We start from the raw sequence: 25,359 nt of genomic DNA, 5'->3' as shown, positions 1-25,359 counted from the left end.
ATTTTGTCAGCGCGGCCAGGCCGCCAGCTGTCAGAGGAGCCGTGCCGATGCCTTCTACCGAGAACGTCGACATTCTCGTCATCGGCAGCGGCGAAGCCGGCAAGTACCTCGCCTGGACGATGGCGGGCGAAGGCCGGCGCACCGCCGTGGTCGAGCGCAGCCTGATCGGCGGGTCCTGCCCGAACATCGCGTGCCTGCCGAGCAAAAACATCATTCACTCGGCGAAGGTCCGCTGGTTCGCGACGCGGGCGGCCGAATTCGGCGTCGAGGCCGAGTCGGTCGCGACGGACATGACCGGCGTCCAGGCGAGAAAGCGGGCGATGGTCGACGGCCTGCGCCAGCTTCACCTGGACCGCTACCGGGCCAGCGGCGCTGAGCTGATCATGGGCGGGGCGCGCTTCGTCGGTGAGCGGACCGTCGATGTCGAGCTGGTTGACGGTGGCACCCGCCGGATCAGCGGCGAGCGGGTGTTCCTCAATCTGGGTACTCACGCCAGCATGCCGGACGTGCCCGGGCTCGCCGCCGCGCGGCCGATGACCCACATCGAGTTGCTCGACCTCGACCGTCTGCCCGAGCACCTGATCGTCATCGGCGGCGGCTACATCGGCCTGGAGTTGGCGCAGGCCATGCGCCGCTTCGGCGCCAAGGTGACGGTCGTCGACCACGGGCCGCAGCTCGCCCGCAGCGAGGACGCGGACGTGGGCGCGGCGATCCTCGAACTGTTCCGCGACGAGGGCATCACCGTTCAGCTGGGCGCCGAGGTGCGCAGCGTCGAGGGGGCCTCCGGCGACCGGGTCCGGGTCGTCACCGGGTCGCGGGGCGGCGACGTCGTCGAGGGTACGGACCTGCTGGTCGCCACCGGCCGTACGCCGAACACGAGTGGCATCGGGCTGGAGCTAGCCGGAGTCACGCTCACCGAGAGCGGCTACATCGCCGTCGACGAGCACCTGGCCACCACGGCCGCGAACGTCTGGGCCATGGGCGAGTGTGCCGGCAGCCCGCAGTTCACCCACGCGTCCTTCGACGACTTCCGCATCGTGTACGACAACGTGAGCGGAGGCAGCAGCACCACCCGCGACCGCCTGCTCGCGTACTGCATGTACACCGACCCGGAACTCGCGCGCGTCGGATTGACCGAGTCCGAGGCCCGCCGCCGTGGCGTCCGGTACCGCCTGCTGTCCATGCCGATGGCCGCCGTGTTGCGCACCAGGACGCTGTCGGAGCCGCGCGGGTTCATGAAGATGCTGATCGCGGCGGACAGCGACGACATCCTCGGGTTCACCGTTTTCGGTGCCGAGGCCAGCGAACCGATGGCCGTCGTGCAGACGGCGATGGTGGGTCGGCTGCCGTACCCGGAACTGCGCCGCACGGTCTTCGTCCACCCGACGATGTCCGAGGGGCTCACGTTCCTACTGAGGAACACTCCCACCGCGCCGACCGGCTGAGGCACCCCAGTCCTCGGTCATGGCGACGATGCGGGCGGTCACCGCGTCCGGATCGACGAGTTGGTGCAGATGCTCGCCCCGGACCTCGTCGACGTCCCAGCCCCGATCCCGCGCCTCGGCCGCCATGCCGTCGTACGGCGGCCCGAACAGCAGGTACCCGCAGGGCCGGTCATCCCAGCCGGCAGGCACGGGAACCCGCTGCTCGTAGTAGCTCAACGGAAGCCGGGGCTGCTCGGCCGAGACCGCCGACCTGGTCTGCGGATCGGGAAACAGCCGCGCGACGTCGTCCTCGTCCCACCACGCCGTCCACTGCGGCAGCCGGCCCCCGGTCACGGTCGTCCGCAGGTAGTCCAACCGCTCCGGTGAGGCGGTGGGCGTCGGCCCGGTACGGGAGGGCAGCCGCGCGTCGACGAACAGGCACCCGGCGACCGGACGCCGAGCCGCCTGCACGACAACGGGAACGAACACGCCGGCGTTGCTGTGCGCGACCAGCAGAATCGGCTGGTCCCGCGGCAGGCTCGCCACCGCGTCGTTGACTCGGGCGGCGATACGTGGCCAGAACGGTGGGTCGTCCGCGTCGGTCACGTCCACCAACGACGGCACCGCCGTCACCGCACCCGAGGCTGCCAGTCTCGCCGCGACGGGAGCCCACGTCGAAGGGCCTAACAACAGGCTGTGTACGAACACGAACACCGGATCCACCCACCCATCATCGGCCACGGCCTGCCCCGCGCCCGCACGGCGTCGCGGTCACGCGTTCTTCGGAACGCGGTAGCGAAGGTTGGTGACCCGGCCGGCGGTGGACGGCGGGGCGGGTTCGAGCGCGATGGGGTGGCCGACCGTACAGTCGAACAGGCGGGTACCCGAGCCGAGGAGCACCGGGGCGAGGAGTACCACGATCTCGTCCACCAGCCCGGCCAGTGGGGCCCGTCTGCTCCGGGCACCCTGACCGGTCGAGCGTCAGCCGCGCAGGATGCCGACACCGCCGTACAGGTTGGCCTCGCGGGCGTCCCGCTCGCTCACCGGCTGCTCCGGGTGCCACCGCGGTAGCAGCGTGACGCCGGGATCGACGGGCTCGTAGCCGGCGAAGAAACCGGCGATCTCGGTCTCGGTGCGGAACACCGCCGGGGTGGGAGTGCGCGCGTACGCGGCCTGGAAGTCGGCGATCTGCTGGTCGGTCAGGGTGACCTGGGCGCCGTGCGACAGCGCCAGGTAACTGCCCGCCGGGCAGGCGTCCCGGTAGGCCGCAAGCATGCCGGACGGATCCTGGTCGTCCGGCAGGAAGTGCAGGATCGCCACCGCCAGCACCGCCACCGGCCGGGAGAAGTCCAGCAACTCGGCCACCTGCGGGCTGGCCAGCACCCTGGCGGGATCACGGATGTCGACGTCCGCCACCGCCGAGTACGCGTCGTCGCGCAGCAGCGTCCGGGCGTGCGTCACCGCGACCGGCTCGTTGTCGACGTAGGCCACCCGCGCGGTCGGGTTGTGGCGGCGGGCCACCTCGTGCACGTTGCCCACGGTCGGGATGCCCGAGCCGAGGTCGAGGAACTGGTCGATGCCCTGTCGCACGAGGTAGGTGACGGCCCGGCCGAGGAACTCCCGGTTGACCCGGACCGCGATGCGGAAGTGCGGGAACACCGCCGCCGCCTGCCGCGCGGCCTCCCGGTCCACCGCGAAGTTGGACGCGCCGCCGAGCAGGTAGTCGTACATGCGCGCGGAGTTGGGCCGCTGCCCGTCGATGGTCACGAATTCATCGGTCCCGAAGTCGCGGTCGTCTGCCACGGACCCATCCTGGCACCGATCGATCGATTGCTGGTTGGCGGCCGGTACCGATCCGGCCGCGACAGTCGTCCAGCCCCCCGCCGAACCCGCCGACCGTACGGCGTATGGTCTTCCGTACATCGTACGGGCGATAGTGGCGAGGACGACTGCCGCAAGAACGACTGCGGCAAGGACGACTGCGGCAAGGACGACTGTGACGAGGGCGACGAGCATGGCGAGCGGACCGGCACTGGCAGACTTCGGGCACGACGCATGGTGGCTGATCGTGCTGAAGATCATCGTAATCTTCGCGTTCCTGAACGTCATGACGATCTTCACGATCGTCTTCGAACGCAAGGTCGTGGCCCGCATGCAGCAGCGCACCGGGCTCAACCAGGTGGGTCCCCGGGGCTGGCTGCAGTCCCTGATGGACGGGCTGAAGCTGATCCTCAAGGAGAGCGTCATGCCGACGGAGGTCCGCCGGGTCGTCTACGTGATCGCGCCGGCCATCTCCGCCATCTGCGCCTTCGTCGCGTTCTCGGTGATCCCGTTCGGTCCCGAGGTCAGCATCGCCGGCCACCGCACTCCGCTGCAGCTGACCGACCTACCGGTGGCCGTACTGCTGGTGTTCGCCTGCTCCGCGATCGGCGTGTACGGCGTTGTGCTGGGCGGCTGGGCGTCCGGGTCGCCGTACCCGCTGTACGGTGCCGTGCGATCGGCCGCGCAACTGATCTCCTACGAGGTCGCCATGGGCCTGCCCCTGGTCGCCGTGCTCATCAACAGCGGGAGCCTGTCGACCTCACAGATCGTGGCCGGCCAGACGCGGGTGTGGTACGGAATCATCCTGGCACCGAGCCTGGTGAGCTATTTCATCGCCGGTGTCGGTGAGACCAACCGGGCGCCGTTCGACCTGCCCGAGGCCGAGTCCGAGCTGGTCGGCGGTTTCCACACTGAGTACTCCTCGGTCATGTTCATGCTGTTCTACCTCGCCGAGTACATCAACATGATCACGGTCTCGGCGCTCTGTACGACTCTGTTCCTGGGCGGCTGGCGGGCACCGTGGCCGCTGTCCATGGTCGACCACGGCGTACTGAACCGGGGCTGGTGGCCGCTGCTGTGGCTGGTCGCGAAGATCCTGATCCTGCTGTTCGTGTTCGTCTGGGTGCGCGCCACGCTGCCCCGGCTGCGGTACGACCAGTTCATGCGACTGGGCTGGAAGGTCCTGGTACCCGGAAATCTCTTGTGGATTGTGGTCGTCGCCGCGCTGCGGACGGCCGGCCTCGGCGGCCTGCCGGCGCGGATCGGGATCGGGGTCGGCGTCGCGGTGCTCGCGCTGCTCATCGTGAGCCTCTGGCCGGGTGGCGCCCGCCCGGCATCCGGGCCCGCCGACTCACCGGCCCCGGCACCAGGCTCGGCACCGGGTGGCTATCCGCTGCCGCCGATGGACCTGGTGGTACCCCCGTCTCCCCGGACCCGGCGCCTGGTGACGGATCGGTCGACGGCCCCGGCGGCGGGCGGCTCACCGGGTGCTGAGGCAGGCGCTGCGGCGGGTGGGTCACCTGGAGCCGAGGCGGGCCTCGATCCCGTCCAGCAGCCAGTCCAGACCCTGCTCGAAGCTCCGCTCGTCGGTCCTGCCGAGGACCGGCCGCAGGGCCCGCAGTAGCGGGAAGTCCTCGCTCTCGGTCACCTGTCGCAGGTACGGGTCGATGGTCGCCTCCCAGTCGTTCAGCGCGCTGCCCTGCTGGCGGGCGGCTTCGCCGTACACGGTCTCCCGCTGGACGAACCCGAGCGTGTAGTCGTCCACGGCGCAGATCACCTGCCATGCCGTCGCCGGGTCGGTGCGCAGGTCGTGCATCGCCGCCAGCGTCTCCTCGAACAGCCGCATCGCGTTGGGCCCGAGCAGGGGACGGCGACCGTAGAGCCGCACGGCCCAGGGGTGGCTCAGGCACAGAGCACGCTTCCGCCGGGCGATCGCGATCAGCGACGCCCGCCAGTCCGGCTGCGGCGGCCCGGTGACGCGGGCCTCGCCGATCAGCTCGTCGAACATGAGATCGAGCAGATCGTCCTTGCTCGCGACGTGGGTGTAGAGGCTCATCGTGCCGGCGCCGAGCTCGCTCGCCACCCGGCGGATGGAGACCGCTCCGAGGCCCTCGGCGTCGGCGATCCGCGAAGCCGCGGCCACGATCCCCGCCCGGTTCAACGCGTCTCGCCGAGGTTCCGAGCGCGCCCAGACCGGGCCGGGCGCCGCGGGCGACCGGCGGCGCCGTTGCCGTTCCGGCTCCCGCCGGGCCTCTTCCGCCTCGTGCACGCCGCCGATGCTACGTCGTGTGGGTCGGACCGTACGGTAGGCGGTACAGCACACACCGAATGGGCTTGTGGCGCACCTCACGCGGCCGGCCCTGTCACAGGAACCGGGTGGTCCGGCATCTCGTGTTCGTCACGTGCGACACGAGGAAGGACGGAAGTCATGGATACCCGGTTCAACATGTTCGGCAACGAGCTCGCCGCGAAGTTTTCCAAGCGGTTCGCCAACGCCAGCCTGGTGATCGCGCAGTCGTCGCTGCCGAACTCCATCCAGGAGCTGGTCTCGCTTCGCGCCAGCCAGATCAACGGCTGCGGTTGGTGCATCGACATGCACACCAAGGAGGCCGCGGCCGCCGGTGAAACCTCGGTCCGGCTCAACCTGGTCGCGGCCTGGCGCGAGACCACCGTGTTCACCGAGGCCGAGCAGGCCGCGCTGGCACTGGCCGAGGAGGGCACCCGGCTCGCCGACGCCTACCAGGGTGTGTCCGACGAGACCTGGGCCCTGGTGCGCAAGCACTACGACGACGATCAGACCGCCGCGCTGGTCTGCCTGGTCGCCATGATCAACGCGGCCAACCGGATGGGCGTGATCGTGCACCAGAAGGGCGGTTCGTACGAGGCCGGCATGTTCGCGGCCTCGCTCGGCTGATCGACGGCGGGACGTTGTCCCGCCGGGTCACGGATGGCCACGTGGCGGCCGCTCTCAATCCGGCCGCCACGCGGCCGGTCCGGCCGGTCACTCGCCCACGTCGGGAGCCGGCGGCTCCGCACTCACCAAGGGCCGCGCGCCGGTCAGCGCCTGCCGACCCAGCTCACGTCGGGATCCGGACCGATGCGCAGCGAGTCGGCGATCCGTACCAGGTCCGGCCGGGTCTGGGCACCGGCGACCCGCAGCGTCCGGCCCTTCGGCAGCGGGATCTGCAGGATCTGAGGGCTGACGAAGACGCCCCGGGTGCCACGCACCGTCACGGTGTCGCGCGCCGCGCCGCCCGCTGCCGGCACGGAGGGCCCGACATCGGCCACCGGACCGATGGTCGCGGTCACGCCGAACGACAGTGCGTCGGACACCGGGCCGAGTCCATCGGGCATGTCGAGGTGCGGCAGGGGCGCCCCGGCGCTGTACGGTTCCGAGTAGGTCGCCATCTCGGCCCACCCGTGCGGGGACGCCATCACGATGCTGCTGCCGTGGCTCTGCCGCCCCATCGACTCGTGGGTGTTGGCGGGCAGCCAACCGAAGGCGAGCCGCGGCGTGAGGGCGGATTTCCCGTCGCGGGTGACGGAGTTGGCGATGCGCATCGGTACGGCCAGCGATCCCGGCTCGTCGACGTCGACCACGACCTGCACCAGCGCTCCCAGCGCGGCCTCCCAGATGATGGCGACCGCGTTCTGCCGGGGAATGATGTCCGGGTCCACGAATCCGGACACCCCCTGCACGGTGATGCGCTGCCGGCCTTCGGTGACGACGCTGCTCGCACCGCCCACTATCAGCCGGACGCGCCGGCCGGTGCCGGGGTTTCGCCACTCGCGCAGCTGCAGGTCGGGATCGTTGACCGCGTCCGCGCCGACCATGCGGAGGACCTCCACCATGCCGGCGGGCAGCCACCCCGGCCGGTAACGCAGCGGAATCCCGTCGCCGCTCCCCGACGTGCCCGCCGCTCCGGCCGGCCTCGCGGCGTGCTGTCTGCTCATCAGGAACAGCGGTGCGCCGACGACCGCCCCGGCGGCCACCATCCCGCCGGCAAGCGTCAGCATCCGACGCTGACGCATCGCGCGTTGGCGGCCGGCCAGCCCGCGCAGCGTGCGCTCGGGGTCGGGACTGTGGTGGGCAAGGTGCTCCAGCGCGTCACGGATCGCGTCATCGGTGGTCATGTGCGGCCTCCAACAGCCGGGTCGACGTGCGCAGCGCCGCGAGCGCGCGCGAGCAGTGGCTGCGTACCGTCACCTCGCTGCAACCGAGCAGCGCGGCGATCTCCGCGTCGGTTCGGTCTTCGTAGTAGCGCAGCGCGATCACCGCGCGCTGCCGTGGCGGCAGCACCGCGATCTGGCGCAGCAGGGCATCCCGCTCGACCACGCGGGCGGGAGCGTCGGTGGGCGACACCGCCGCCGCCAGCATCGCCTCGGTCAGTGGCACCGCCGTGGCGTCGCGGCGACGACGCCACGACAGGAACTGGTTGAGAATCATGCGCTTGACGTACGCCTCCGGCTGGTCGGCAGCCGAGATCCTGGCCCACCGTTGCTGAGCCCGGACCAGCACGTCCTGCACGATGTCTTCGGCGAGATGAGGATTGCAGGTGACCACCGTCGCATACCGCAACAACGACGTCAGCCGCACGCCGAGGAATTCGTCGAAGGTCAACCGCCGCTCCCCACGATGGCCAGCATGTCACCTTGAAGACGCTGGCGACGGCGCGATTGTGGAGTCGTCCGTCGATTAATTCGGGCCGGCCGTGCCGGAGGCCCCGCACCGCCGACGGTGGGCGGGCGGAGGGTTGTCAGGCGCTCTCTCGGGCCATGCGGGCCACGTGAAGGGTGATGTGCGTGCGGACGGGAGAGTAGAGCTTGACCGGGTTCGAGTGGTACTTCCACGGCAGGGCGCCGATGTACCCGTCGACGAGGCGCAACTGTTCCGCGGCCTCGGGCAGCCGGCGCTGGGCCCACAGGAACCACACCAACAGGTGTCTCGCGGCCGGCAGCCAGGCGTGCTCTGGCGGGCATGCCCGGACGTCCACGAGCAGCGCGTCGATGGCTGCGGTGGTTGCCGGCGAGTGGTACCCGGGATGGTCGCTGCGTTGACCGATCAGCTCCTCGTAGATCGCCGCCAGCCGGAGCATCGGCAGCAGACTTCCCGGCTGGGCTTGCGCCGCGGCCGCCTCGGCGAACTCGTACATCAACGCGTGCGAACCGCGCCACTTGGCGCACCAGTACTGCAGGGCGACGACATGGGCTCCGACATGCTCGGGCGCGCGGGCCACGACCTCGCCCCACAGCGCTGCCATCCGCTCGTGCGGCCAGCCCTCGCCCAGCGCGACGGACATCATGCCGAGATATGGAGCGGGCTCCGCCGGTGCGATTCGTGCCGCCTCGGCGAGTGCGGACGGAGCCTGTGCCAGTACCCGGTGGAAGTTCTCGAATTGCTCCTGGTCGGTGTGCTCAGCCTGTTTCGCACCGCGCAGCTTCCAGGCCAGCTCGATCAGGCTCTGCGCGGCCACCAGCGCGGCACCGGGGTCATCCGGTCGCGTGCCGCGCCAGGTCCGGAGCCAGGAGTCGTCCTCGGCCGCCGCCTTGGCCAGCGACACCAGCCGGATCCACCGCCACTCCGGGTCGGAGCCGGCGAGCAGGGCGGAGGCCGGGCGCCAGTCACCGGAGGACGCCGCCCGCAACGCATCGACCAGGTGGGGGTCCGGGCCGGCCAGATCCGTGTTCACCTGATCGTCCGGCACGAGCCCGTAGTTTTCCGGGCGGAACTCCCAGACCGGCTCCTCGGCCGCCGGCGCCGGCGGGGCTTGCCGGGGAGCGTCGGGTGCCGGTCGCTTCCAAGCGCGGCGCAGCGAGCCGTCACGGTAGCGCACCACGAACCACAGGGCCGCGACGGCGACAGGGATGAGGAGGTAGAGAGCGGACATTCACGTTCCCGTCGGTACGAGGGATGGAGCGTGCCCGGGCGGACGACCGGACGCGGAGAGCAGGCGGCGCAGCGGTCGGGTGTCCGGAATCCCGGCGACCAAGGCGTCGAGTGCCTCGTCGAGAGCGTCCGCCCGTCCGGCGGCGTACCGCAGGTGCGGGCCGCGTGCCCAACTGTTCGTCCAGCCGGCCAGCCCGGCGTCGACCATCGCCAGGAGAGCCAACGGGGTGATGGCGTCGCGCAGGGCGGTACGCGCGAATTCGCGGGCGATCCGGCCCGTGGCCTGCTGGGCGCGCGACGACTTCGGAAGCGCTCCGGCGATGATGTCGAGCCAGCCGGCGTCGATCGCCGCCAGCAGCGCGGGCAGGTCCGGCACCGGCGCACCCACCGCAGCGGACGCGGTCCGCAGCACCGGGGCGCCGGCGTCGGAGAGCATGCGTCGGCCGGCGGCGCGGGCCAGTTCGTCCCAGCCGACGACGCGTTTGCTTGCCGCCGCCTTCGGGTCCAGCGCCGTCGCTGCGACTCTGGCGCAGACCCGCCCGGCGTCGCGGAGCAACGCGAGCGCGGGTTCACCGCCCTCCGGGGCGCGGCCGGCCTCCGGCAAGAGACGGAGGGCCGCGATCCGCTCGGTGAGCGGAGGATGGGAGTCGTACGGATCGGGCTCGCCCTCGGGCGATCGCTCGCGTACCGACTCCAGCGCGGCCCGCCGATCGGGCTCGGCGAGCAGCGCCCGCAGACCCGCGAAGAACTCCTCGGGCGGCGGCAACACGCCGGCTTCCCACCCGGGCGAGACGTACTGGTGGAGGTAGAGGTCGAAGGCGAAGTCCAGCACGGGAATCTCGCGCAGGGCCGCGATCGTGTTGTCCCGCCCGGCGATCCGCGCCGCCATGTCGTCGGCGGCGAACTCCTGGTGCCGGCTGATCGACTGCGAGGTCCGCAGGTACAACTCGGCGTACCAGGTGAAGAAGGTGCGGGTCACCTGCTGCGCGAACGTGTTGCCGTCCCCCACCGATCGGAGCACCGCCAGCACACCGATCCGGCCCCGCACGATGGTCGGGGTCAGGCGGGCGTCACGATTGCTGTAATGGCCGAGTTCGTGCGCGAGTACGGCGTCGAGCTGCGCCGCCGTCAAGCCGACGAGCAGTGGCACGCCGAGGTACATCCGCCGCCGTCCGGGTATCAAACCCATCAGGTGCGCGACCTCGTCGACTCCCGCGTTCACGTCGGACACCAGCCGGATCTCGGCGGGCGGCCGGACACCGACCCGATCGCAGAGTTCGAGCACCCGGCCCCACAGCGCGGGTTGTTCCTGCCGGGACACCGAGACGCCGGCAGACCCGGCGCCGTGACGGCGCCGGGTCAGAACCAGCCCGCGTACCAACGGGACGGCGACGAGCACGCTCCCGCCGATCACCTTGGATTCGGTGAAGACAGGGCTGGAACTACTGCTGTGCAGCACCAGCAGCACGTCGATCGCGGCCAGCGCCACGAGCGTGCCGACGGTGCCAGCATAGAAACCGGCGAGGATGCCGAACGCCCGAAGAGCACGTCCAGATATGCGCATCAGAACAGGTCGACTACCCGCGTCCGTGTCCGCGCACGGAACAGAGCGGAGCGGTCACGACAGGGCTCAACCTTCCTTGCGGGGGTAGACGGGAGCGCTCGTCGACGCTGGGGCCTGCATCCGCGCCTTGTTTGCCCGCCGCGCCGAAACGATGCGGAAAATGACCAGGAACGGTACCACGAAGGCGTAGTAGAACACGCGGTACTCGCCGCCGGTGAAGATGAACGCCAGGTAGAAGCCGTAGCCGAAGAAGGCGACGCCGATCAGAATGCTGAGCACCCGCGATCCGGTCCCCTGGCCGCTCACCGCCGCACCGAGGACGACGAGCAGCAAACCACTGAGCATGAGCAGGATGGTGTACGCGTTGAACACAGTCTTCCTTCGAGATGATTGAGGTGGCCAGGTGTATCCGGTGCGAAGGAGCGACCGGCCGGGCCATCGCGTTACATCCGATGGCGCCGCCGTGAAGTTCAGTGCCACTCGCTAGCGGTGTGGGCTTGGAGTGGGGCGGGCGCCGTTGTTCCCGTCCGGGTTGCCGCCTGTGCCGCCATTGCCCTTGCCGTTGTCCGAGTGGCTCGGGGTCGCGGTGGCCGGCACCGGGTGCGTCGTGGCGGCATTGTCCGGCGGCTCCCCGAGCAGCGCGGCGCAGAACGCCGGTACACGCGACTGACCGCCGGCCGCCGCGGACAGTGCCCGACGGTCCTCCGCCGCCATCGCCTTGCCGTGCGGGTCTTTCCGCTCGGCATCCCACGCCCGGCACAGGGCAAGCATCGCCGGGTCTTTCGGCCCCGGGGTGGTGCCGCTGGCGCCCGGGGTCGGGATGGCCGGCGTCGATGGCCGCACAGATCCGGCGACGCCGGCCGGTCCGGCACCGGTGGGCCGACCACCGGCATCGGGAGCCGGCACGCCCAGCGTAGAGAACATGCTGTGCGCGTGCTCTTGCGCGCCGGCTGGGAGGTTACCGGTCTCCGCCGCCACCGCGGTGCCGCTGGCCAGCAAGACCGCCACTCCGGCCGCCGCCTTTACCGCGAGTCCTTTGGCGGACAGTGGTATCCACGCACGGCGTCGTCGTTTCGGCACACCGGTCGGCACGGCACCCCGATACGCCGCGGCGAACCCGGCGACCGCGGCCCGCTCCCCGGCCAGTTCCTCCTCTGACGCGGGTGCCTTGGCCACGTTCAGTAGTGCGCCCAGCCCCCGACAGTCGGGACCGGACGGTTCACCGGCAACCAGCCGGTCCGCCTCCGTCAGGCCGATCCGACCAGTTCGCCACGTATGCATCGCACTCCAAAGAGCGCGCCGCCACCGCATCGCGTTACATCCCCTCGGCCGGAGAAACGGCCGCTGCGCTGCCGGTTCCCGCCGCGCCTTCCCAGGCCCGCACCCGAGGGTCCGCCGCCAGGCGTCGCAGACCCCGCATCGTCGCCACCCGTACCGTCCCCGCCCGCTTGCCCAGTACCTCGGCCGCCGAGCCCACGTCCAACCCGGCCACGACCCGCAGCATCACCGCCTCGGCCTGATGCTGGGGAAGCGTCGCGATCAGCTCCAGCGCCCACGCGGTGTCCATCTCTTCCAGCACCTCGGCGGCGACATCCCGGACCGGTGACTGGGCGGCCTGCTCCTCGATGGACTCTGTCGGCTCTTCCCGCCGCCGCCCCCTCCGGCGCAGCTCGTCGATGCCGCGATGCCGGGCAATCCGGAACAACCAGACACGAAACGCCGGGACACCGCCGTCGAAGCCACGCAGATCGCGAGCGGCCTGCAGCCAGGTCTCCGACGCGACGTCCTCCGCCGCGTCACCGACCACCACACGCAGGTACCGCAAGACCGCGGGTTGCAGGGATCGCCACAGAACGGCGAAGCCCTCCTCGTCCCCGGCGACCGCCATCTTCAGCGATGCGGCGAGCTCATCGTCCTCAAACACCGTGTTTCAGCCGATTTCCGTATCCATTCCACGACGACCGTGACCCGACAAGGTCAGCACGCTACACGCCGGGGCCGCCGTCCCGGCGTCGTGGACGGTAACCGTCAAACGAGTACGGCGTCGCCATCGACGAGGATCGAGGTGCCGGGGTCGCGAGTTGCCGGGTCAGGGCGTCCAGCGCCCCACAGTTGCTCGCGCCGAGCGCCCAGCCGGCCGCGGGGCGCTGACCGGCATTGCCGCCGGTGAGCACGATGGAGCCACCGTCGCGTACGGCGCCAGCCTGGGTGATCGCCCAGACCATGCTGAGCGCGCCGAAGTAGCGGGTCTCCCAGAAGCTACGGGCGACCTCCGGCGTGAGGTCGGGCATCATGGTCAGCCGCAGGGGCTCTCCAGCCGTGTAGGCCAAGTGGTCGATCGGCCCGGCGATATCAGTACCCGTCGCCGGCCCGGCCCTGACTCACGTCGCGGTGTCTTGTCGTACCCGTGTGGCAACGTGCTCCGTGCGGTGATCGCGGTGACCGCGGTGACCGCGGGCGACGGCGCGCGAGCGACGAGTGTTCGCTCGCGATGGAGCGGAGACGACATTGGGAGTTGACATGGCCGCTGTGGACGGACTCGCCGATGAGCTGCTGGAGGCGTTCTTCGACAGCAGTCCGACCATCGCCACCCTTCTCGGGTTCTCCGGTCCGCGCGACCATCTGTTGCCCGACTATCGCGAGGCGGCCGAGCACGCGTTCGGCGCGCGAGTCGCGGAGATCGAGGCGCGGGCGGCGGCGATCGACGTGAACACGCTGACGCCGGAGGAACGGGTGACCCGCGCCGTGGTGATGCGCCAGGCAGCTGACATGCGGACCTGGGGCGCGTGTCGCCTCGCCGAGTTCACCATCTGCGACTCCTTCACCTCGCCGGCGGCCGACGTCCTGTTCACCCTTCCGATGACCACGATGTCGACCGGCGAGCAGGCCGACGCGTATGTCGACCGGCTGGGCGCCATTCCCGGCCTGCTGGGTGCGCTGGCCGAGCGCCACCGCGCGGGCATCGCGACCGGGCGGCTGCCGGTGCGGCACCTGGTCGAAGCGGCTGCCGCGCACATCGAGCGGTATCTGGCGAACGCCGACGACCCGTTGCGCGGGCCGGTTCCAGCCGGCGACTCGGGTATCGACGTGGCGGCCTACTCGGCGCGCCGGGATGGAGTCATCCGCGACGAGGTGCGGCCGGCCTACGCGGCGTATCGGGAGACGTTACGCACCGAGATCGCTCCCCACAGTCGCGACGCCGATCACCCGGGGCTGTGTTTCCTGCCGGACGGCGAGGACTGCTACCGGCGACTGATCGCGATGCACACGACAACCCGGCGCTCCGCCGAAGAGCTGCACGAGACCGGATTGCGCATGGTCGCACAACTCGCCGAGGAGTATCGCGAGATCGGCGGTCGCGCGTTCGGCACCACGAAGCTGCCGGACATCTTCGATCGGCTCCGCAACGATCCGGCGCTGCGGTGGCGCGACGGTGACGAGTTGCTCGACGCGGCCCGCAGTGCGGTCGCGCGCGCCGAGGCGGCCGCGCCGTCGTGGTTCGGCCGTCTACCGGACCGGGGTTGTGAGGTCCGGGCAGTACCGGCTGACGAGGCTCCCGGCGCGGCGGGCGCGTATTACACGCCGCGGGCGATCGACGGCTCCCGTCCCGGCATCTACTTCGCGAACACCCACGAAGCGCAGGAGCGGGACCGGACACAGTCCGAATCGACCGCGTTCCACGAGGCGGTGCCCGGGCACCATTTCCAATCCAGCATCGCCATGGAACTGACCGGCCTGCCCATGCTGCGCCGGCTCGCGCCGTTCACGGCGTACACGGAAGGCTGGGGTCTGTACAGCGAAAGGCTCGCGGTCGAGATGGGACTCTACTCCGACGACATCGCGCTTCTCGGCATGCTCAGCACCGACTCGCTCCGGGCCGCTCGACTGGTGGTCGACACCGGGATGCACGCCAAGGGTTGGAGCCGGGCGCAGGCCGCGCGCTACCTGATGGAACAGACCCCGGTCATGCCCATCGAGGTGGAGAGCGAGATCGACCGGTACATCGCGGCACCCGGGCAGGCTCTCGCGTACATGGTCGGGAGGCTGGAAATCCAACGGATCCGTGCCGCGGCGGAGAAAGCGCTCGGTCCGCGCTTCGACATCCGGGGCTTCCACGATGTCATACTCGGCAGCGGCGCACTGCCGCTGAGCGTGCTCGCCGAACTCGTCGACGAGTGGACAGCCGAGCGGGCGCTGCCCTAGCCGCCGTGGGTCTCGACCAGCTCAAGAAGACGATCCAGTCCCTGCGCCTGCGGACCCAGGTCATCGAGCCCAGTCACCTGCGGGTCCCGAACTTCTGAGCGGGCACACCGGCGACTGCTCCCCTCACGCCCCGGGGCAGAAAGTGGGTCAGGAGGCCGTGGCGGGCTTTCTGGTGGGGTCGGCCGAGGGGGCGCCGCGAGTGGGGCGGCGGGTCAGCACCCGCGGTCCGGAAGTCGTAATGGCGACCGTGTGTTCGGAGTGGGCGGCACGCGAGCCGTCGGCGGAGCGGATCGTCCAGCCGTCGCTGTCGAACGTGATTCTGTCGGTGGAGCGGCAGAGCCAGGGCTCGATGGCGATGGCGAGGCCGGGGTCGAGTCTCATGCCGCGGTGGGCGCGGCCGGTGTTGGAGACGTGCGGGGCCTCGTGCATGGTGCGGCCGATGCCGTGGCCGCCGAACTCGGCGTTGACGCCGTAGCCGTAGGAGCGGGCCACCTCGCCGATCGCGGCGGAGACGTCGCCGAGGCGGCCGCCGGGTTGGGCGGCGGTGATGCCGGCCTCCAGCGCGACCTCGGTGGCCTCGATCAGCTTCAGGTCGGCCGGATCGGGAGTGCCGACGATGACGGACAGCGCGGAGTCGGCGACCCAGCCGTCGATGCCGACCGCCATGTCGATGCTGAGCAGGTCACCGTCCCGCAAGACATAGTCGTGCGGGAGGCCGTGCAGCACCGCGTCGTTGACCGACAGGCACAGTACGTTGCGGAACGGGCCGCGGCCGAACGACGGGGCGTAGTCCCAGTAGCAGGATTCGGCGCCGCGTTCCCTGATCCGTCGACGGGCGTGGTGTTCGAGGTCCATCAGGTTGACGCCGACTGTGGCGACACCGCTGAGCTCGGCGAGCAGCTCGCCGACGAACTGGCCGGTCACCGCCATCCGGCCGATCTCCTCGGCGGACTTGAGCTCGATCACGACAGCCTCCCTCTCCAGATGCGGTATTTTTATACCACGTCGGATCGGGGACGCTCGGAGGGATATCCTGCTGGCATGGTTCGCCAACCACTCACCGCCGAACAGATCGCAGCAGGCCAGCGCCTCGGAGCCGCCCTCCGGGCCGCGCGGGCCGGCCGCAGCTCCGCCGCGGTGGCCCTGGCGGCCGGCATCTCCCCCGAGACGCTGCGCAAGATTGAGGCGGGCCGCCTTCCCGCACCGGCGTTCGGCACCGTGGTCTGCCTCAGCCAGGCCCTCGACGTCCCGCTCAGCGACCTGGCCGACGTCTGGCTGGCCGACATGCCCATCCGCCAGGCGTCCTGAAGACCAGCGGTCATCGAACGCGTCGGCACGGCTCCTCCACCGCAACCCTGAGATCACGGCTCCGCCACCGCAACCCTGAGGTCACGGCTCCTCCACCGCAACCCTGAGGTCGCGGCGGCGGACGTCTGAACCGGGCCGGCGGATTCGCCGGCGTCATCGCCGGAAAGGGCCACATCATCAAGGAGAGCGATGTGGTGGAGTTCGCTTCAACGGGTAGCAGGTCGAAGGCAGCCGATCGGATTAGGGGCCGAAAGGCATGCACGGGATAAGGTTCCGGCATGGCATGGTCCGCAGCCGCCCGGCTCGGGCTGCTCGCCGCGGCGGCGGTCGGGGTCGTGATGGTTTTGTCGCTGCCCACTTCGGTGGCTTCCGCGGGGCCAGCGGAAGACGGGGCGATTGTCTACTGTCTCGCGCACCGCGCCGAGTTGGTCGATGCCGCGGTCGCACTGGGAAAGGGCGGGGAGGGAACATCGCCGGATCTCATTCGGGTCGGCGGCGCCGACTTGACGATCGAGCAGTGGCGACTGGACCATCCGGCGGCGTTCCAGACAACTTGCGCGGCACTGCGCGCGGCCGCCGGCACATCCGGCGCGAACACCCGTCCCAGCAACACGAATCTCGTGATCACCGCGGCGACCACGTTGTTCTCCGCGGCGATCGGGGCCGGGTTCACCTGGCTGGTCACCGCCGGCCGGGACCGAGCGACGCGCCGCCGGCAGGACGCCGCGGACCTGCGCGGATCGGTACAGTCCCTGGCCGTCGCCGTGCAGCTCTATCTGCGTGGCTGGCAGGACGGGGCACCGACGAGCGTGAGTGAATGGGGAGTCATCGAACGCCTCAACGATCTCGAAGCGAAGTTGGGCCGGATCGGATCCGCACGGTCGTCCTGGGATCGCCCCGGCGAATTGCTGCGGGAATTGCGCGGTGCCCGGTTCGGCCGCGCAATGCTGAATACCGAGCGATGGGCGGCGATACCACGCGACCAGCGGCGGGCCAGTGCTGGTGCTGTCGAAGACGAGCTTGATAAATTCGCGCGCGATGCCGAGCATGTTGCCTATCGACATGAACATTGGCGCCGACGGGCACGGGACACAGCGGAGACCCGATGAATCCGTTCCTCGTTCAGGGGTGCGACACCCCGAAGACGCCGCTAGACCCGACTGTCCACGGTTCCATGGAGGACTACGTCGATGTCGACCGGGCCGAGGAATCGTTCGGGCGGTTCCAGGCGGACTTCGGTAACGGGGCGCGGGTGCTGCGCGAGGGCCGCCTGGTGGTGGCCCTCGGCGCCACCGGTTGCGGGAAGACGGCGCTGATCAATCGGTGCGTGCGCTGGCTGGAGTCGGCGAACGAGCCGAGCTGGTTCCAGCACGTCTTCCGCAAGCGGCCCTACTCCGACAAGGACCAGAGCGTGGCGGCCCGCCGGAGGGCGACGGGTCAGCAACTCGTGGACAAACTGCGCAGTGTCGGGGTGGTCCGGCCGGACACTCCGATCCACGACGCGAAGGACGATGCCGACCGCATCTACCCGCTGCTCGACGAGGCGCTGCCCCCGAACACCTTCGTCACGCTGGTGCTGCCTCCCTCCGACGAGTTGATCGACGAGTTGCTGTACTACGCCCAGATGATCGGCCCGAAGATGCTGGTCTTCACCGAGACCTCCGCGACCCACGCGCTCGAGAACAAGCTGGGCGAGTTTCCGTCCGAGGCGCTGTTCCTCGACGTCGGGCCGCTGCGCAAGGCAGACGGTGACACGTTTGTGGCCCAGCGGTTCAAGCCGGTCGTCGACGCCGGCACGTGGCCGCTGGGCGGCACGCCGCCGCCGATCGAACCCGACCTGCTCCCCGGGCTCATCGCCGCCCGGGCCATGTCGATCGGCGAACTGCAGATCATGCTGCACGGCATCTACGACGAGATCCTGTCGAAGGGGCCGCCCCAGCCGGCACAGGTGACGAACAAGGAACTGCTGTTGTATTACCACTTGCGGCGGGGCAACGAGAGGGGCGGCTGGTGACCGTGAACCCCTTCCCGACGAACGCGGCCGAGTCCGGTGGGCCGATCGATCCGTCGACCGCCGTGACCACCCCGGCCGTCCAGGCGGCCCTCGACCTGTTCCGGTCCTATCTCGCCGTCGACACCGGATCCCGGCCCGTCGATCAGCCGGGCGAGGTGCTCGCGGTGACCGGAGTGCCGGGCAGCGGCAAGACCTTCCTCACCGGGGTGCTGCGGTCGGTCGCCGAGGCCGCCCAGCCGCCAGCACTCTCGGTCTATCTGCAGGCCGAGTCGACCGAACTGGCCACCATGCTCAAGCCGTTCGCGGAGGCGCTCAGCGGCAACGACGGCATGCTGTGCGAGGGCGTACGCGACCTCTACGCGCACGTGGTGGCCGACGCGCTGGCTGGCTGGGAGCCGGGCGAGCCGCTGGTGGCGGATCTGCGCGCGGGCCGGTTGGCCGACCCGGTCGGACTGGTGCAGCGGCTCGGCCTGATGGAGAGCACCTACCGGCAGGAGTTGGGCGAGCGGCTGCGAGCCGTGACTGGCAACCGGCACGTCGCGACCGCGCTCGGCCTGCTCGTACGGCCCGGCTTCGGCGCGGCGGTCGAGGGCTGGTTGCGCGGCGAGGAGCCGGCCGAGGTACTGCGCGACCGCGGCATCGGTGCGGCACTGCGCGGCGACGTCGAGGTGCTCTCCGCGATGGGGGCCCTGGTGGCCGCGCTCGGGGCGACCGGTCGCAAGGTGCTGATCGTACTGGACGAATTGGATTTGGTGTTCCCGGCCGGAGTACCGGTGAGCGCCGCGGTCGCCACCGGTTTCCGGCGGTTCCTCGCGGCGGCCACCGGGGCGGGCGCCTTCGTCGTGCTCGCCGGGTTGCCGTCGTTCGTGCAGGCTCTACCCAATCAGGTGCGCGACCGGATCGGCGAGATCCAGCGGACCGCGCCGTTTCGCGACGGGCAGGTGGCCGACCTGGTCGCGGCTCGCTCGCCTGCTTCGCCGTTCGACCGGGAGGCGCTGGCGGAGGTCGCGGACCTGACGGCCGGTATTCCCCGGGCGATTCTGCGGCTCTGCCGCCGGCTGATGCGGGTCGGCGCCGGGCCCGGCGGCACGATCGACCGGGAGACGGTGCGTGCGGCGGCCCGGCAGTACGTCGAGGAGCAGGACCGTGAGTCGGTCGTCGATGAGATCGCCCGCGCGCTGAACGAAAACAGCTGGGCGTACGAGGACGACTACTACCCGGGTGAGTCGCAGGCCAGCCACGTCGACTTCTGGATCGAGGCCGGCGACGACGGGGCGGCCTGCGCGATCCTGGTCGTCGACAACGTGCTGGACGCCGACGATCTGACGGCCGAGCGCCGGCGGATCATCGGCCTGGCCAAGGACGCGCCGCTCACCGAGTTCCTGGTTGTGGTGGTGGGTCTGCTCGCCAGCGATGCTCAGGCGGCCCTGACCAGGTTGACCGGAACCGAACCGGTCGTGGCCAACGCGGGCCGGGTCGTCGCCGACGTCAGCGCGGCCGTGCGCACGATCCTGGGGCGCCTGTCGTCGAGCGCCCGAGACCCGGTCGTGCGGGTCGGCGACCGGGTCGACGAGATGAACCGCCGGCAGCTTCTGACGCACACCTACGTGGCCGAGGTCGCGCTCGCGATGGACACGTTGCGCGAGACCCACGCCAAGCAGCTCGACCAGGTGCTGGAGCAGATGCGGCGGATGCAGCCGGCGCCGGAGACGGCATCCGGCACCCCGCCGGCTCTCCCGCCGGCGGTGACGTTGCCCGCGGTCGCCGAGGGGATGCTGGACGACGCGCTGCGGGTCCTGGCTGATGTGCTCGAACGCGTGGACGCCGTGCTGGCCGAGGTCTTCGGCACCGACGCGCAGGGAGCCCGGGCCACGTTGCGGATCCGGCTGCGGGAGGACGACAAGGTCGCCAAGGCGGTCGGCGTGGTCGTCCTGCTTCAGCAGCTGATCCTCGCGTTCCGGAATGCACTGCGCGACTGGTACGAGAACTTCACGCAGGCGCCCCACCGGTCGGCGATCGACGCCCTGGACGAGATCTGCGCGACGTACTCGAACACGTGCCAGTTCCTGCCGCTGTTCCAGGTGGACGAGTTGCGCCAGCTCACCGTCCGGTTCCCGGCCGATCTGGACGACCCGTTCGGCGAGCTGGCGGCCGGCCCCGGGGTGATCCGGGCACCGGAGTTGTTCGGCAACCTCGCCGCCCGGGTGCAGGCCGAGCTGACCGGCCCCACCGCCGTGCGGCGTGCCTGATCAGGAGAGACCGACGAGACGGTCGCCCAGTTCGGCGAACATCCGCTCGGCGGTGTGCACCTGCTCCTGGTGCACCGTGACGCCCATCAGTTGGCGCTCGCCGGGCAGCCAGCGCACCAGCACCGCGCCGTGTTCGACGTCGAGTACCGCGGTGTGCGCTGCCCGGCCGAGCACCGGGGAGACCCGCCGACGCAGTTCCCGCAGGTCGGTCTGCAGGTCGTCGGCGAGGCTTCGGTACACCCGCCGGCGCCGGCCCGGCGACGTGCTGCCATCGGTGGTCGGCTCGAACAGGTCGAAGTGGTCGACCGCGAAGACCCGGCCGCCGGTGCCGAGGTAGAGGACGTACTGGAGTACCTCGTTGACGCTCGCCTCGCACGCTTCCAGCACCCGCTCGTCGACGATCCCGGTGATGACCGGCTCGGTACGGGGCGGCTCGATCGGCTCGTCCGGCGAGGGGGTCAGCCAGCCACCGGGATTCTGCAGGGTCAGCATCGCGAGCTCGCGTGCCGTTGAGGCGAGGTCGGACAGCGCGCGGTCGGCCTCGTCGATCTCGGCACGCCGGGTGCCGAAGCTGAAGCCGATGAGGTGGCCACGGCCCGGAACCGTGTATGCCAGCAGCGCGCCTCGGCTCGTGTGCAGCAGCAGCCGGATCAGCGCGCCGGTCCGCGCCACCTGCAGCGCCTCGTGTATCTGCAGGAATGCGTGCACTGCCGCCTCGGCGGCCAGCCGGGCACGGATCTCGGCGCTGTTTTCGCGGTCGACCGAGAAGCGGTGCTCGCCGTCCATGATCAGGCTCAGGTGGACCAGATCGGGCACCTGACCCAGCAGCGCTTCGCAGGACTCACGCAGCGAGTCCTCCTGCTCGGACAGCCGCGAATGCTCGCGCGTCACCGTCACACCTCCGGCACGTCGATGTCGATGAACGCGACGGCGGTGTCGCCGGGCGCCCGCGCCGCCGCGTCGGCGGCCGCTTGCGTGTACGGGTGGCCGGGATGCAGGAACGCGCGGCACAGTTCGAGGATGTGGCGCAACTCGCCCGGCGACGTGTCCGGATTCATGCCCGCGACGTTCAGCTGGGTGGCCAGCACCCACGGGTGTGCGTCGCCCAGCCGGGCCTCGAGCCCTTCGGTGGCCTGGGCGGCCAGGTCACGGGCGGCGGGTGCCCGGTCGGCGCTCCACGAGACCAGCGCCAGATCGGCCCGGCACACCTCGATGAACGGGTGGCCGGCGGGCAGCGAGGACTCGTAGCCTGCCAGGCACTCGCCGGCCAGCTGCAGCGCGGTGGTGAACTCGCCCAGGTAGTACTGGTCCATCGCCAGGCTGAGCTGGCAGGCGCGGGTACTCGGGTGGTTGCTGCCGAAGGCGTGCCGGTACCCGTTGAGCCCGTCCCAGTCGAGTTGGCGGGCGACCGCGTACCGGCCCAGCCGGCGCTCGGCGATCGCCAGCTGTCCCTTGATGCGCAGCACGTCCGGATGGTTGGCGGCACGGGAGACGCGCACCCGGTCGAGCGCGTCGTACAGCTGCCGGCTGGCTTCCGCGTAGAGGCCGAGCTCCCGCTGGTAGGCGGCGGTGTGCGCCATCGACCACCAGGTCAGCGACTGGTCTTTGCCGAACAGCGCCAGCCGCCGGTCGAGGGTGTCCTGCTCGTGACGCAGCGCCAGTTCCGGGGCGCCGGCCAGGAAGTAGGAGGTGGCGAGGTTGTGCGCGGCGGCCAGGGTCTGCGGATGATCGTCGCCGAACTGGTCGCGGAACTGCCGCCAGGTGCGCTGGTCGAGTACCAGAGCCTGATCGAATTCACCGAGCCCGCGCAGGTCACCGCTGGAGCCGCGGCGGGCGGTCAGCGCGCGTACCGAGCGCGGCCCGTGCACCTCGACCGCCAGCTCGAGCAGCTCCCGGTCGTTGACGAGCGACAGGTGCGGCAGGCCCATCATCCGTTGCAGGTCGGCGCGCCACGTGGCCAGTTGCAGGATGAGTTTCTCGGTCGGATCGCCGTCGAGGCTCCAGGCGCGCAGGGCCTCTTCGACCATGCGCAGCGTGCCGGTACGGGCGACCACGTCGTCGTCCTCGGAGATCCAGCGAAGCTGCTCCTGCACCCACCGGCGTACCGGCCACTCGGTCGAGGTGAGCGCCCCGGAGGGAAGCAGGTGTGGGCGCAACTCGGCGAGGACGCCGGGGTCCCGCAGCCGGCCGGCGGCGTAGCCGGCAAGCCCGAGCGCCGCCTGCCGTTGCCGTTGCGCCCGCTCCTCGGGGGACATGGCGTCGCGGATCAGCGACCGCACCAGGCCATGCATCCGCAACTCGGCCCCCGCCCCCCAGAAGACCGAGAAGATTCCCAACTCGTGGCCCACCCAGATCACCTGGTCGAGGTCGAGCGGCTCGTCCAGCAAGGACCGCGCGTCGATGCCGGCCGCGGCGGCGAGTTGTTCTACCATGGCGGGCCAGCGCAGCAGCGACAGGCTGATCCGGGCCGGGTCGAGGAAGCAGCACAGCTCAGCCAGGCGCCGGGTCAGCCGAGTGGTCGCGTCGTGTTCGTCCAGTGTGGTCAGTGTGATGCCGAGGATGGCGGCGAAGGAACGATCCGGCAGTTGCCGGCGAACGTCGTCCGCGGCCCGGGCGGCAGCCTCGGACGCGGAGAATCCCCGGTCCATCTCGGCGTGCCCGGCGGAGTGCCGGATCAGTGCGCCCACCAGGTGCAGGCTGAGCGGCAGCGGGTCGGTCGCGGCGATCAGCGCGTCGGCTTCCCGCATCGGCAGGGCCGGGGCGTAGGTGCGCAGCACCGCCACCGCCTCGGCCGGTTCGAACGAGTCGAGCCACAACGTCCGGTACGGGACCGCCAGCACCGTGCCGGTCGTCGTCGTGGCCGCGGTGACGATGACGTGCCCATCGCTGTTGATCGGCAGCAGGCCGGCCACCGCCGCCAGGTCGTCCGCGGCGTCGTAGACGAGCAGGGTCCGCCCGGGTGGGCTGAGGCGCAGCGCCTCGAAGGTGGCCGCCACCATGTCGGCCGACGGTTCCACGCCCATCGCGTAGCCGAGCCGGGCCAGGCTGGTTCGCACGCTCTGCTGGTCGGTGGCCGCGATCCACCAGATCACGTCGTAGTCGTAAGCGAAGCGGTGGGCATATTCCTGAGCGATCGCGCTCTTGCCAGCGCCGCCGTCGCCGTCCAGCACCACCAGCCCGACCGCCGCCGAATCCACCAGGGCGTCGCGGATCTGTTCCAGGTAGTCGTTGCGGCCGATCAACTCGCTGCGACGGGGAACGGACAGCGTCGCCGCCCGGACGGCCACCACGGACCGGGGATAGCGGTATCGCGGCTCCCGCCCGTCGCTTTCCAGCCCGGCGTCGGCCAAGCCGAGCCCGGCGAGCAGCCGGCGGGTGCCCTCAAACTCGACGGCCGTCGTCAGGTCGATCGGCCGAGCCGCCGGATAGGCGTCGGCGCCGCCCGGCTCGACCTGCACCAGAACGGCATCGACATCGGTGCGCGCCCGCACCACGTCGGTGATCGACACCGAGGTGGTGGAGACGCTGAACGCTCCCGATCCGATCACCACGAGCGTGCAGGCGACCCGATCGTCCAGCCAATCCTGGTCGGCCGGCCAAGCGCCGACCCTGAACCCGGCGTTGCGCAACTGCTCGCCCGCCCAGTCCGCCCAGGGCCGGTCGGCCGGCGCGTACACGACGATCGCCCGCATCTCGGTGCGCAACGGGCGCCCTGCGAGGCCGCGCCGGTACCGCTCGCGTACCGCCCGCGGTGTGCGGGTCAGCGCGGCGGTGTGCCCGTCGAGGATGAAACTCAACAACTCGCCGTACGCCTCGATCGCGCCGGCCGGCCGCCGCTGCGCCGGGTCTTCCAGCAGCAGCCCGAGCGCCCGGGGGCCGGAGTGGCCGGGCACCCGTACGATCCGGTCGTCCAGGGTCGGGCCGAGCACGCTGAACTGCTGCCGGACGTCACTGATGGTCTGGTTCGCGCGCGGCGCCATGCTCGCGTCGAACGAGGTGACCGCGATGGTCCGGGGCGGTGCGATGGCCGCGTCCCGGATGCCGACCGCCGCCTTGGCCGCGTCCCGGATCCGGCTGTACTGCGGGGCGAAACACATCGCCACCTTGTCGGACAGGTCGGCGATCAGCCGGACCTGTGGTTCGGTCTCCGCGGTCATGCCGAGCAGCACGACATCGTAGGGAGTGCGGCGCAGGATCGCCCGCAACTCGCCGCCCGGCCCGCCGTCCAGGTCGTCACCGATGATCCGGGGAAACGAGTGGAACGGTCCGAGCACGTCTATCAAGCCACGGCCGGTCGGCGATGCGTGCCGGAACAGGGTGAGCGGCTCGTCGGCGAACCGGCCGGCCATCCGGGCGCCCTCGGGATCGAGGTTGTCCGTCGCGTCGCTGGGGCCGATCAGGAACGGTGCGAGGAAGTCGAGCACCAGTCCCCCGCCGGCGCCGGAATCGAGCACCAGCACGCTACGGTCCACACCGGACAGAGCCACCGCTGTGTTGGCGACGATGCCCGCCAGCCCGACATCGCCGGAAGCCGGCGCATTGTCACCGCGGACGGTCGCGAAGGTGACGACGACCGGAGCGGGCGCCCGGGTCGCTTCCGTTCGGCCTCGATCCGTCATAGCGCTCCACGTCGGTCACGAGGGAGTGGGCGGCTCTATTCTCCGATCAACCATCGCGTTTTGGAACCCGTAAAAAGCGGCGGCGGTGCCGTCCTCGTCGCTGAGCAGGCGGCGAAGCGAGGACAGCACTGCGCCGTCCGGCACGTCGTCAAGTTCCCGCAGGCCCTTACCCCTGAGGTCCAACAGATCCGAGATAAGATCGGCGTCGTCAACGCCCATCCACCAACCACCGCCCCTGGTACCCGCCTCGATCAGGAGGAACCGCGCCAT

General features: G+C 70.7%; 24 protein-coding genes. 8 read left to right on the top strand and 16 right to left on the bottom strand.

Annotated features, from left to right (window positions below; all coding sequences use genetic code 11):
* Positions 1–47: 47 nt before the first annotated feature.
* Positions 48–1,445 carry a dihydrolipoyl dehydrogenase family protein gene (locus Raf01_RS16325; protein ID WP_203918727.1) on the top strand — a complete coding sequence of 466 codons (1,398 nt, stop codon included), beginning with the start codon at positions 48–50 and terminating at the stop codon, positions 1,443–1,445.
* Here the strand turns inward: Raf01_RS16325 and Raf01_RS16320 are convergent.
* The 3 genes from Raf01_RS16320 to Raf01_RS16310 all read right to left on the bottom strand — a co-directional run bounded on the left by Raf01_RS16320 (position 1,410) and on the right by Raf01_RS16310 (position 3,227).
* On the bottom strand, positions 1,410–2,048 hold the full coding sequence (locus tag Raf01_RS16320; protein WP_239133653.1) for an alpha/beta hydrolase: 639 nt from the start codon (positions 2,046–2,048) through the stop codon (positions 1,410–1,412). The genes Raf01_RS16325 and Raf01_RS16320 overlap by 36 nt on opposite strands.
* Positions 2,049–2,195: 147 nt before the next feature.
* Entirely contained in the window at positions 2,196–2,354 is a 159-nt protein-coding gene (locus Raf01_RS16315) for a dihydrofolate reductase family protein (protein WP_203918725.1), read from the bottom strand.
* 51 nt (positions 2,355–2,405) lie between these two features.
* Positions 2,406–3,227: an SAM-dependent methyltransferase gene (locus Raf01_RS16310; protein ID WP_239133652.1), complete on the bottom strand. Its 822-nt coding sequence runs from the start codon at positions 3,225–3,227 to the stop codon at positions 2,406–2,408.
* A gap of 211 nt (positions 3,228–3,438) precedes the next feature.
* On the opposite strand from Raf01_RS16310, the gene nuoH reads away from it, so the two are divergent.
* Positions 3,439–4,869, top strand: a complete 1,431-nt coding sequence (nuoH, locus tag Raf01_RS16305; protein ID WP_203918765.1) for an NADH-quinone oxidoreductase subunit NuoH — start codon at positions 3,439–3,441, stop codon at positions 4,867–4,869.
* Here nuoH and Raf01_RS16300 read toward each other — a convergent pair.
* Positions 4,762–5,514 carry a TetR/AcrR family transcriptional regulator gene (locus Raf01_RS16300; protein ID WP_203918723.1) on the bottom strand — a complete coding sequence of 251 codons (753 nt, stop codon included), beginning with the start codon at positions 5,512–5,514 and terminating at the stop codon, positions 4,762–4,764. The two genes, nuoH and Raf01_RS16300, sit on opposite strands and share 108 nt — an antisense overlap.
* Before the next feature lie 159 nt (positions 5,515–5,673).
* Here Raf01_RS16300 and Raf01_RS16295 point away from each other — a divergent pair, with 159 nt between their 5' ends.
* Complete coding sequence (locus Raf01_RS16295; protein ID WP_203918722.1) at positions 5,674–6,159, top strand: carboxymuconolactone decarboxylase family protein; 486 nt, start codon at positions 5,674–5,676, stop codon at positions 6,157–6,159.
* A 143-nt stretch (positions 6,160–6,302) separates the two neighbouring features.
* On the opposite strand, the gene Raf01_RS16290 is transcribed toward Raf01_RS16295, so the two are convergent.
* From Raf01_RS16290 to Raf01_RS16255, 8 genes are all read right to left on the bottom strand, one after another.
* Positions 6,303–7,379 (bottom strand): hypothetical protein, encoded by a 1,077-nt coding sequence (locus Raf01_RS16290; RefSeq protein ID WP_203918721.1) that lies wholly within the window; start codon positions 7,377–7,379, stop codon positions 6,303–6,305.
* The gene (locus Raf01_RS16285) at positions 7,366–7,866 is read right to left on the bottom strand and encodes a SigE family RNA polymerase sigma factor (protein ID WP_203918720.1); all 501 of its coding nucleotides are present in this window, start codon (positions 7,864–7,866) and stop codon (positions 7,366–7,368) included. Before Raf01_RS16285 ends, Raf01_RS16290 begins: the two co-directional genes overlap by 14 nt.
* A 136-nt stretch (positions 7,867–8,002) precedes the next feature.
* A complete protein-coding gene (locus Raf01_RS16280) occupies positions 8,003–9,133 on the bottom strand; it encodes a hypothetical protein (RefSeq protein ID WP_203918719.1) in 1,131 nt (376 codons plus the stop codon).
* Complete coding sequence (locus Raf01_RS16275; protein ID WP_203918718.1) at positions 9,134–10,696, bottom strand: M48 family metallopeptidase; 1,563 nt, start codon at positions 10,694–10,696, stop codon at positions 9,134–9,136.
* A gap of 66 nt (positions 10,697–10,762) precedes the next feature.
* On the bottom strand, positions 10,763–11,068 hold the full coding sequence (locus Raf01_RS16270) for a hypothetical protein (RefSeq protein WP_203918717.1): 306 nt from the start codon (positions 11,066–11,068) through the stop codon (positions 10,763–10,765).
* A gap of 111 nt (positions 11,069–11,179) precedes the next feature.
* A complete protein-coding gene (locus Raf01_RS16265) occupies positions 11,180–11,872 on the bottom strand; it encodes a hypothetical protein (RefSeq protein ID WP_203918716.1) in 693 nt (230 codons plus the stop codon).
* A 139-nt stretch (positions 11,873–12,011) separates the two neighbouring features.
* Complete coding sequence (locus Raf01_RS16260) at positions 12,012–12,620, bottom strand: RNA polymerase sigma factor (RefSeq protein ID WP_239133651.1); 609 nt, start codon at positions 12,618–12,620, stop codon at positions 12,012–12,014.
* Between the two features lie 61 nt (positions 12,621–12,681).
* Complete coding sequence (locus Raf01_RS16255) at positions 12,682–13,035, bottom strand: Rossmann-fold NAD(P)-binding domain-containing protein (RefSeq protein WP_275412993.1); 354 nt, start codon at positions 13,033–13,035, stop codon at positions 12,682–12,684.
* 181 nt (positions 13,036–13,216) lie between these two features.
* On the opposite strand from Raf01_RS16255, the gene Raf01_RS16250 reads away from it, so the two are divergent.
* Entirely contained in the window at positions 13,217–14,899 is a 1,683-nt protein-coding gene (locus Raf01_RS16250) for a DUF885 domain-containing protein (RefSeq protein WP_203918714.1), read from the top strand.
* Between the two features lie 147 nt (positions 14,900–15,046).
* Here Raf01_RS16250 and map read toward each other — a convergent pair whose 3' ends face one another.
* A complete protein-coding gene (gene map, locus Raf01_RS16245; protein ID WP_203918713.1) occupies positions 15,047–15,865 on the bottom strand; it encodes a type I methionyl aminopeptidase in 819 nt (272 codons plus the stop codon).
* Positions 15,866–15,940: 75 nt separating this feature from the next.
* Between map and Raf01_RS16240 the strand changes: the two genes are divergently transcribed.
* From Raf01_RS16240 to Raf01_RS16225, 4 genes are all read left to right on the top strand, one after another.
* Positions 15,941–16,207 carry a helix-turn-helix domain-containing protein gene (locus Raf01_RS16240; RefSeq protein WP_203918712.1) on the top strand — a complete coding sequence of 89 codons (267 nt, stop codon included), beginning with the start codon at positions 15,941–15,943 and terminating at the stop codon, positions 16,205–16,207.
* 278 nt (positions 16,208–16,485) lie between these two features.
* The gene (locus Raf01_RS16235) at positions 16,486–17,316 is read left to right on the top strand and encodes a hypothetical protein (RefSeq protein ID WP_203918711.1); all 831 of its coding nucleotides are present in this window, start codon (positions 16,486–16,488) and stop codon (positions 17,314–17,316) included.
* Positions 17,313–18,221 (top strand): hypothetical protein, encoded by a 909-nt coding sequence (locus tag Raf01_RS16230; protein ID WP_203918710.1) that lies wholly within the window; start codon positions 17,313–17,315, stop codon positions 18,219–18,221. Before Raf01_RS16235 ends, Raf01_RS16230 begins: the two co-directional genes overlap by 4 nt.
* Entirely contained in the window at positions 18,218–20,470 is a 2,253-nt protein-coding gene (locus Raf01_RS16225; RefSeq protein ID WP_203918709.1) for a hypothetical protein, read from the top strand. Before Raf01_RS16230 ends, Raf01_RS16225 begins: the two co-directional genes overlap by 4 nt.
* Here Raf01_RS16225 and Raf01_RS16220 read toward each other — a convergent pair whose 3' ends face one another.
* From Raf01_RS16220 to Raf01_RS16210, 3 genes are read right to left on the bottom strand one after another with little or no spacing between them, the layout of a single operon-like run.
* Positions 20,471–21,361 carry a hypothetical protein gene (locus Raf01_RS16220; protein ID WP_203918708.1) on the bottom strand — a complete coding sequence of 297 codons (891 nt, stop codon included), beginning with the start codon at positions 21,359–21,361 and terminating at the stop codon, positions 20,471–20,473.
* 2 nt (positions 21,362–21,363) lie between these two features.
* Positions 21,364–25,089 carry an FxSxx-COOH system tetratricopeptide repeat protein gene (fxsT, locus tag Raf01_RS16215; RefSeq protein ID WP_203918707.1) on the bottom strand — a complete coding sequence of 1,242 codons (3,726 nt, stop codon included), beginning with the start codon at positions 25,087–25,089 and terminating at the stop codon, positions 21,364–21,366.
* Between the two features lie 15 nt (positions 25,090–25,104).
* Positions 25,105–25,359: an FxSxx-COOH-like cyclophane-containing RiPP peptide gene (locus Raf01_RS16210; protein ID WP_203918706.1), complete on the bottom strand. Its 255-nt coding sequence runs from the start codon at positions 25,357–25,359 to the stop codon at positions 25,105–25,107.

It is taken from the genome of Rugosimonospora africana (genome assembly GCF_016862975.1).
GTDB classification, from domain to species: domain Bacteria; phylum Actinomycetota; class Actinomycetes; order Mycobacteriales; family Micromonosporaceae; genus Rugosimonospora; species Rugosimonospora africana.
The sequence above is the reverse complement of the archived record's forward strand: the minus strand, read 5'-3'. Positions and strand labels throughout refer to the sequence as shown.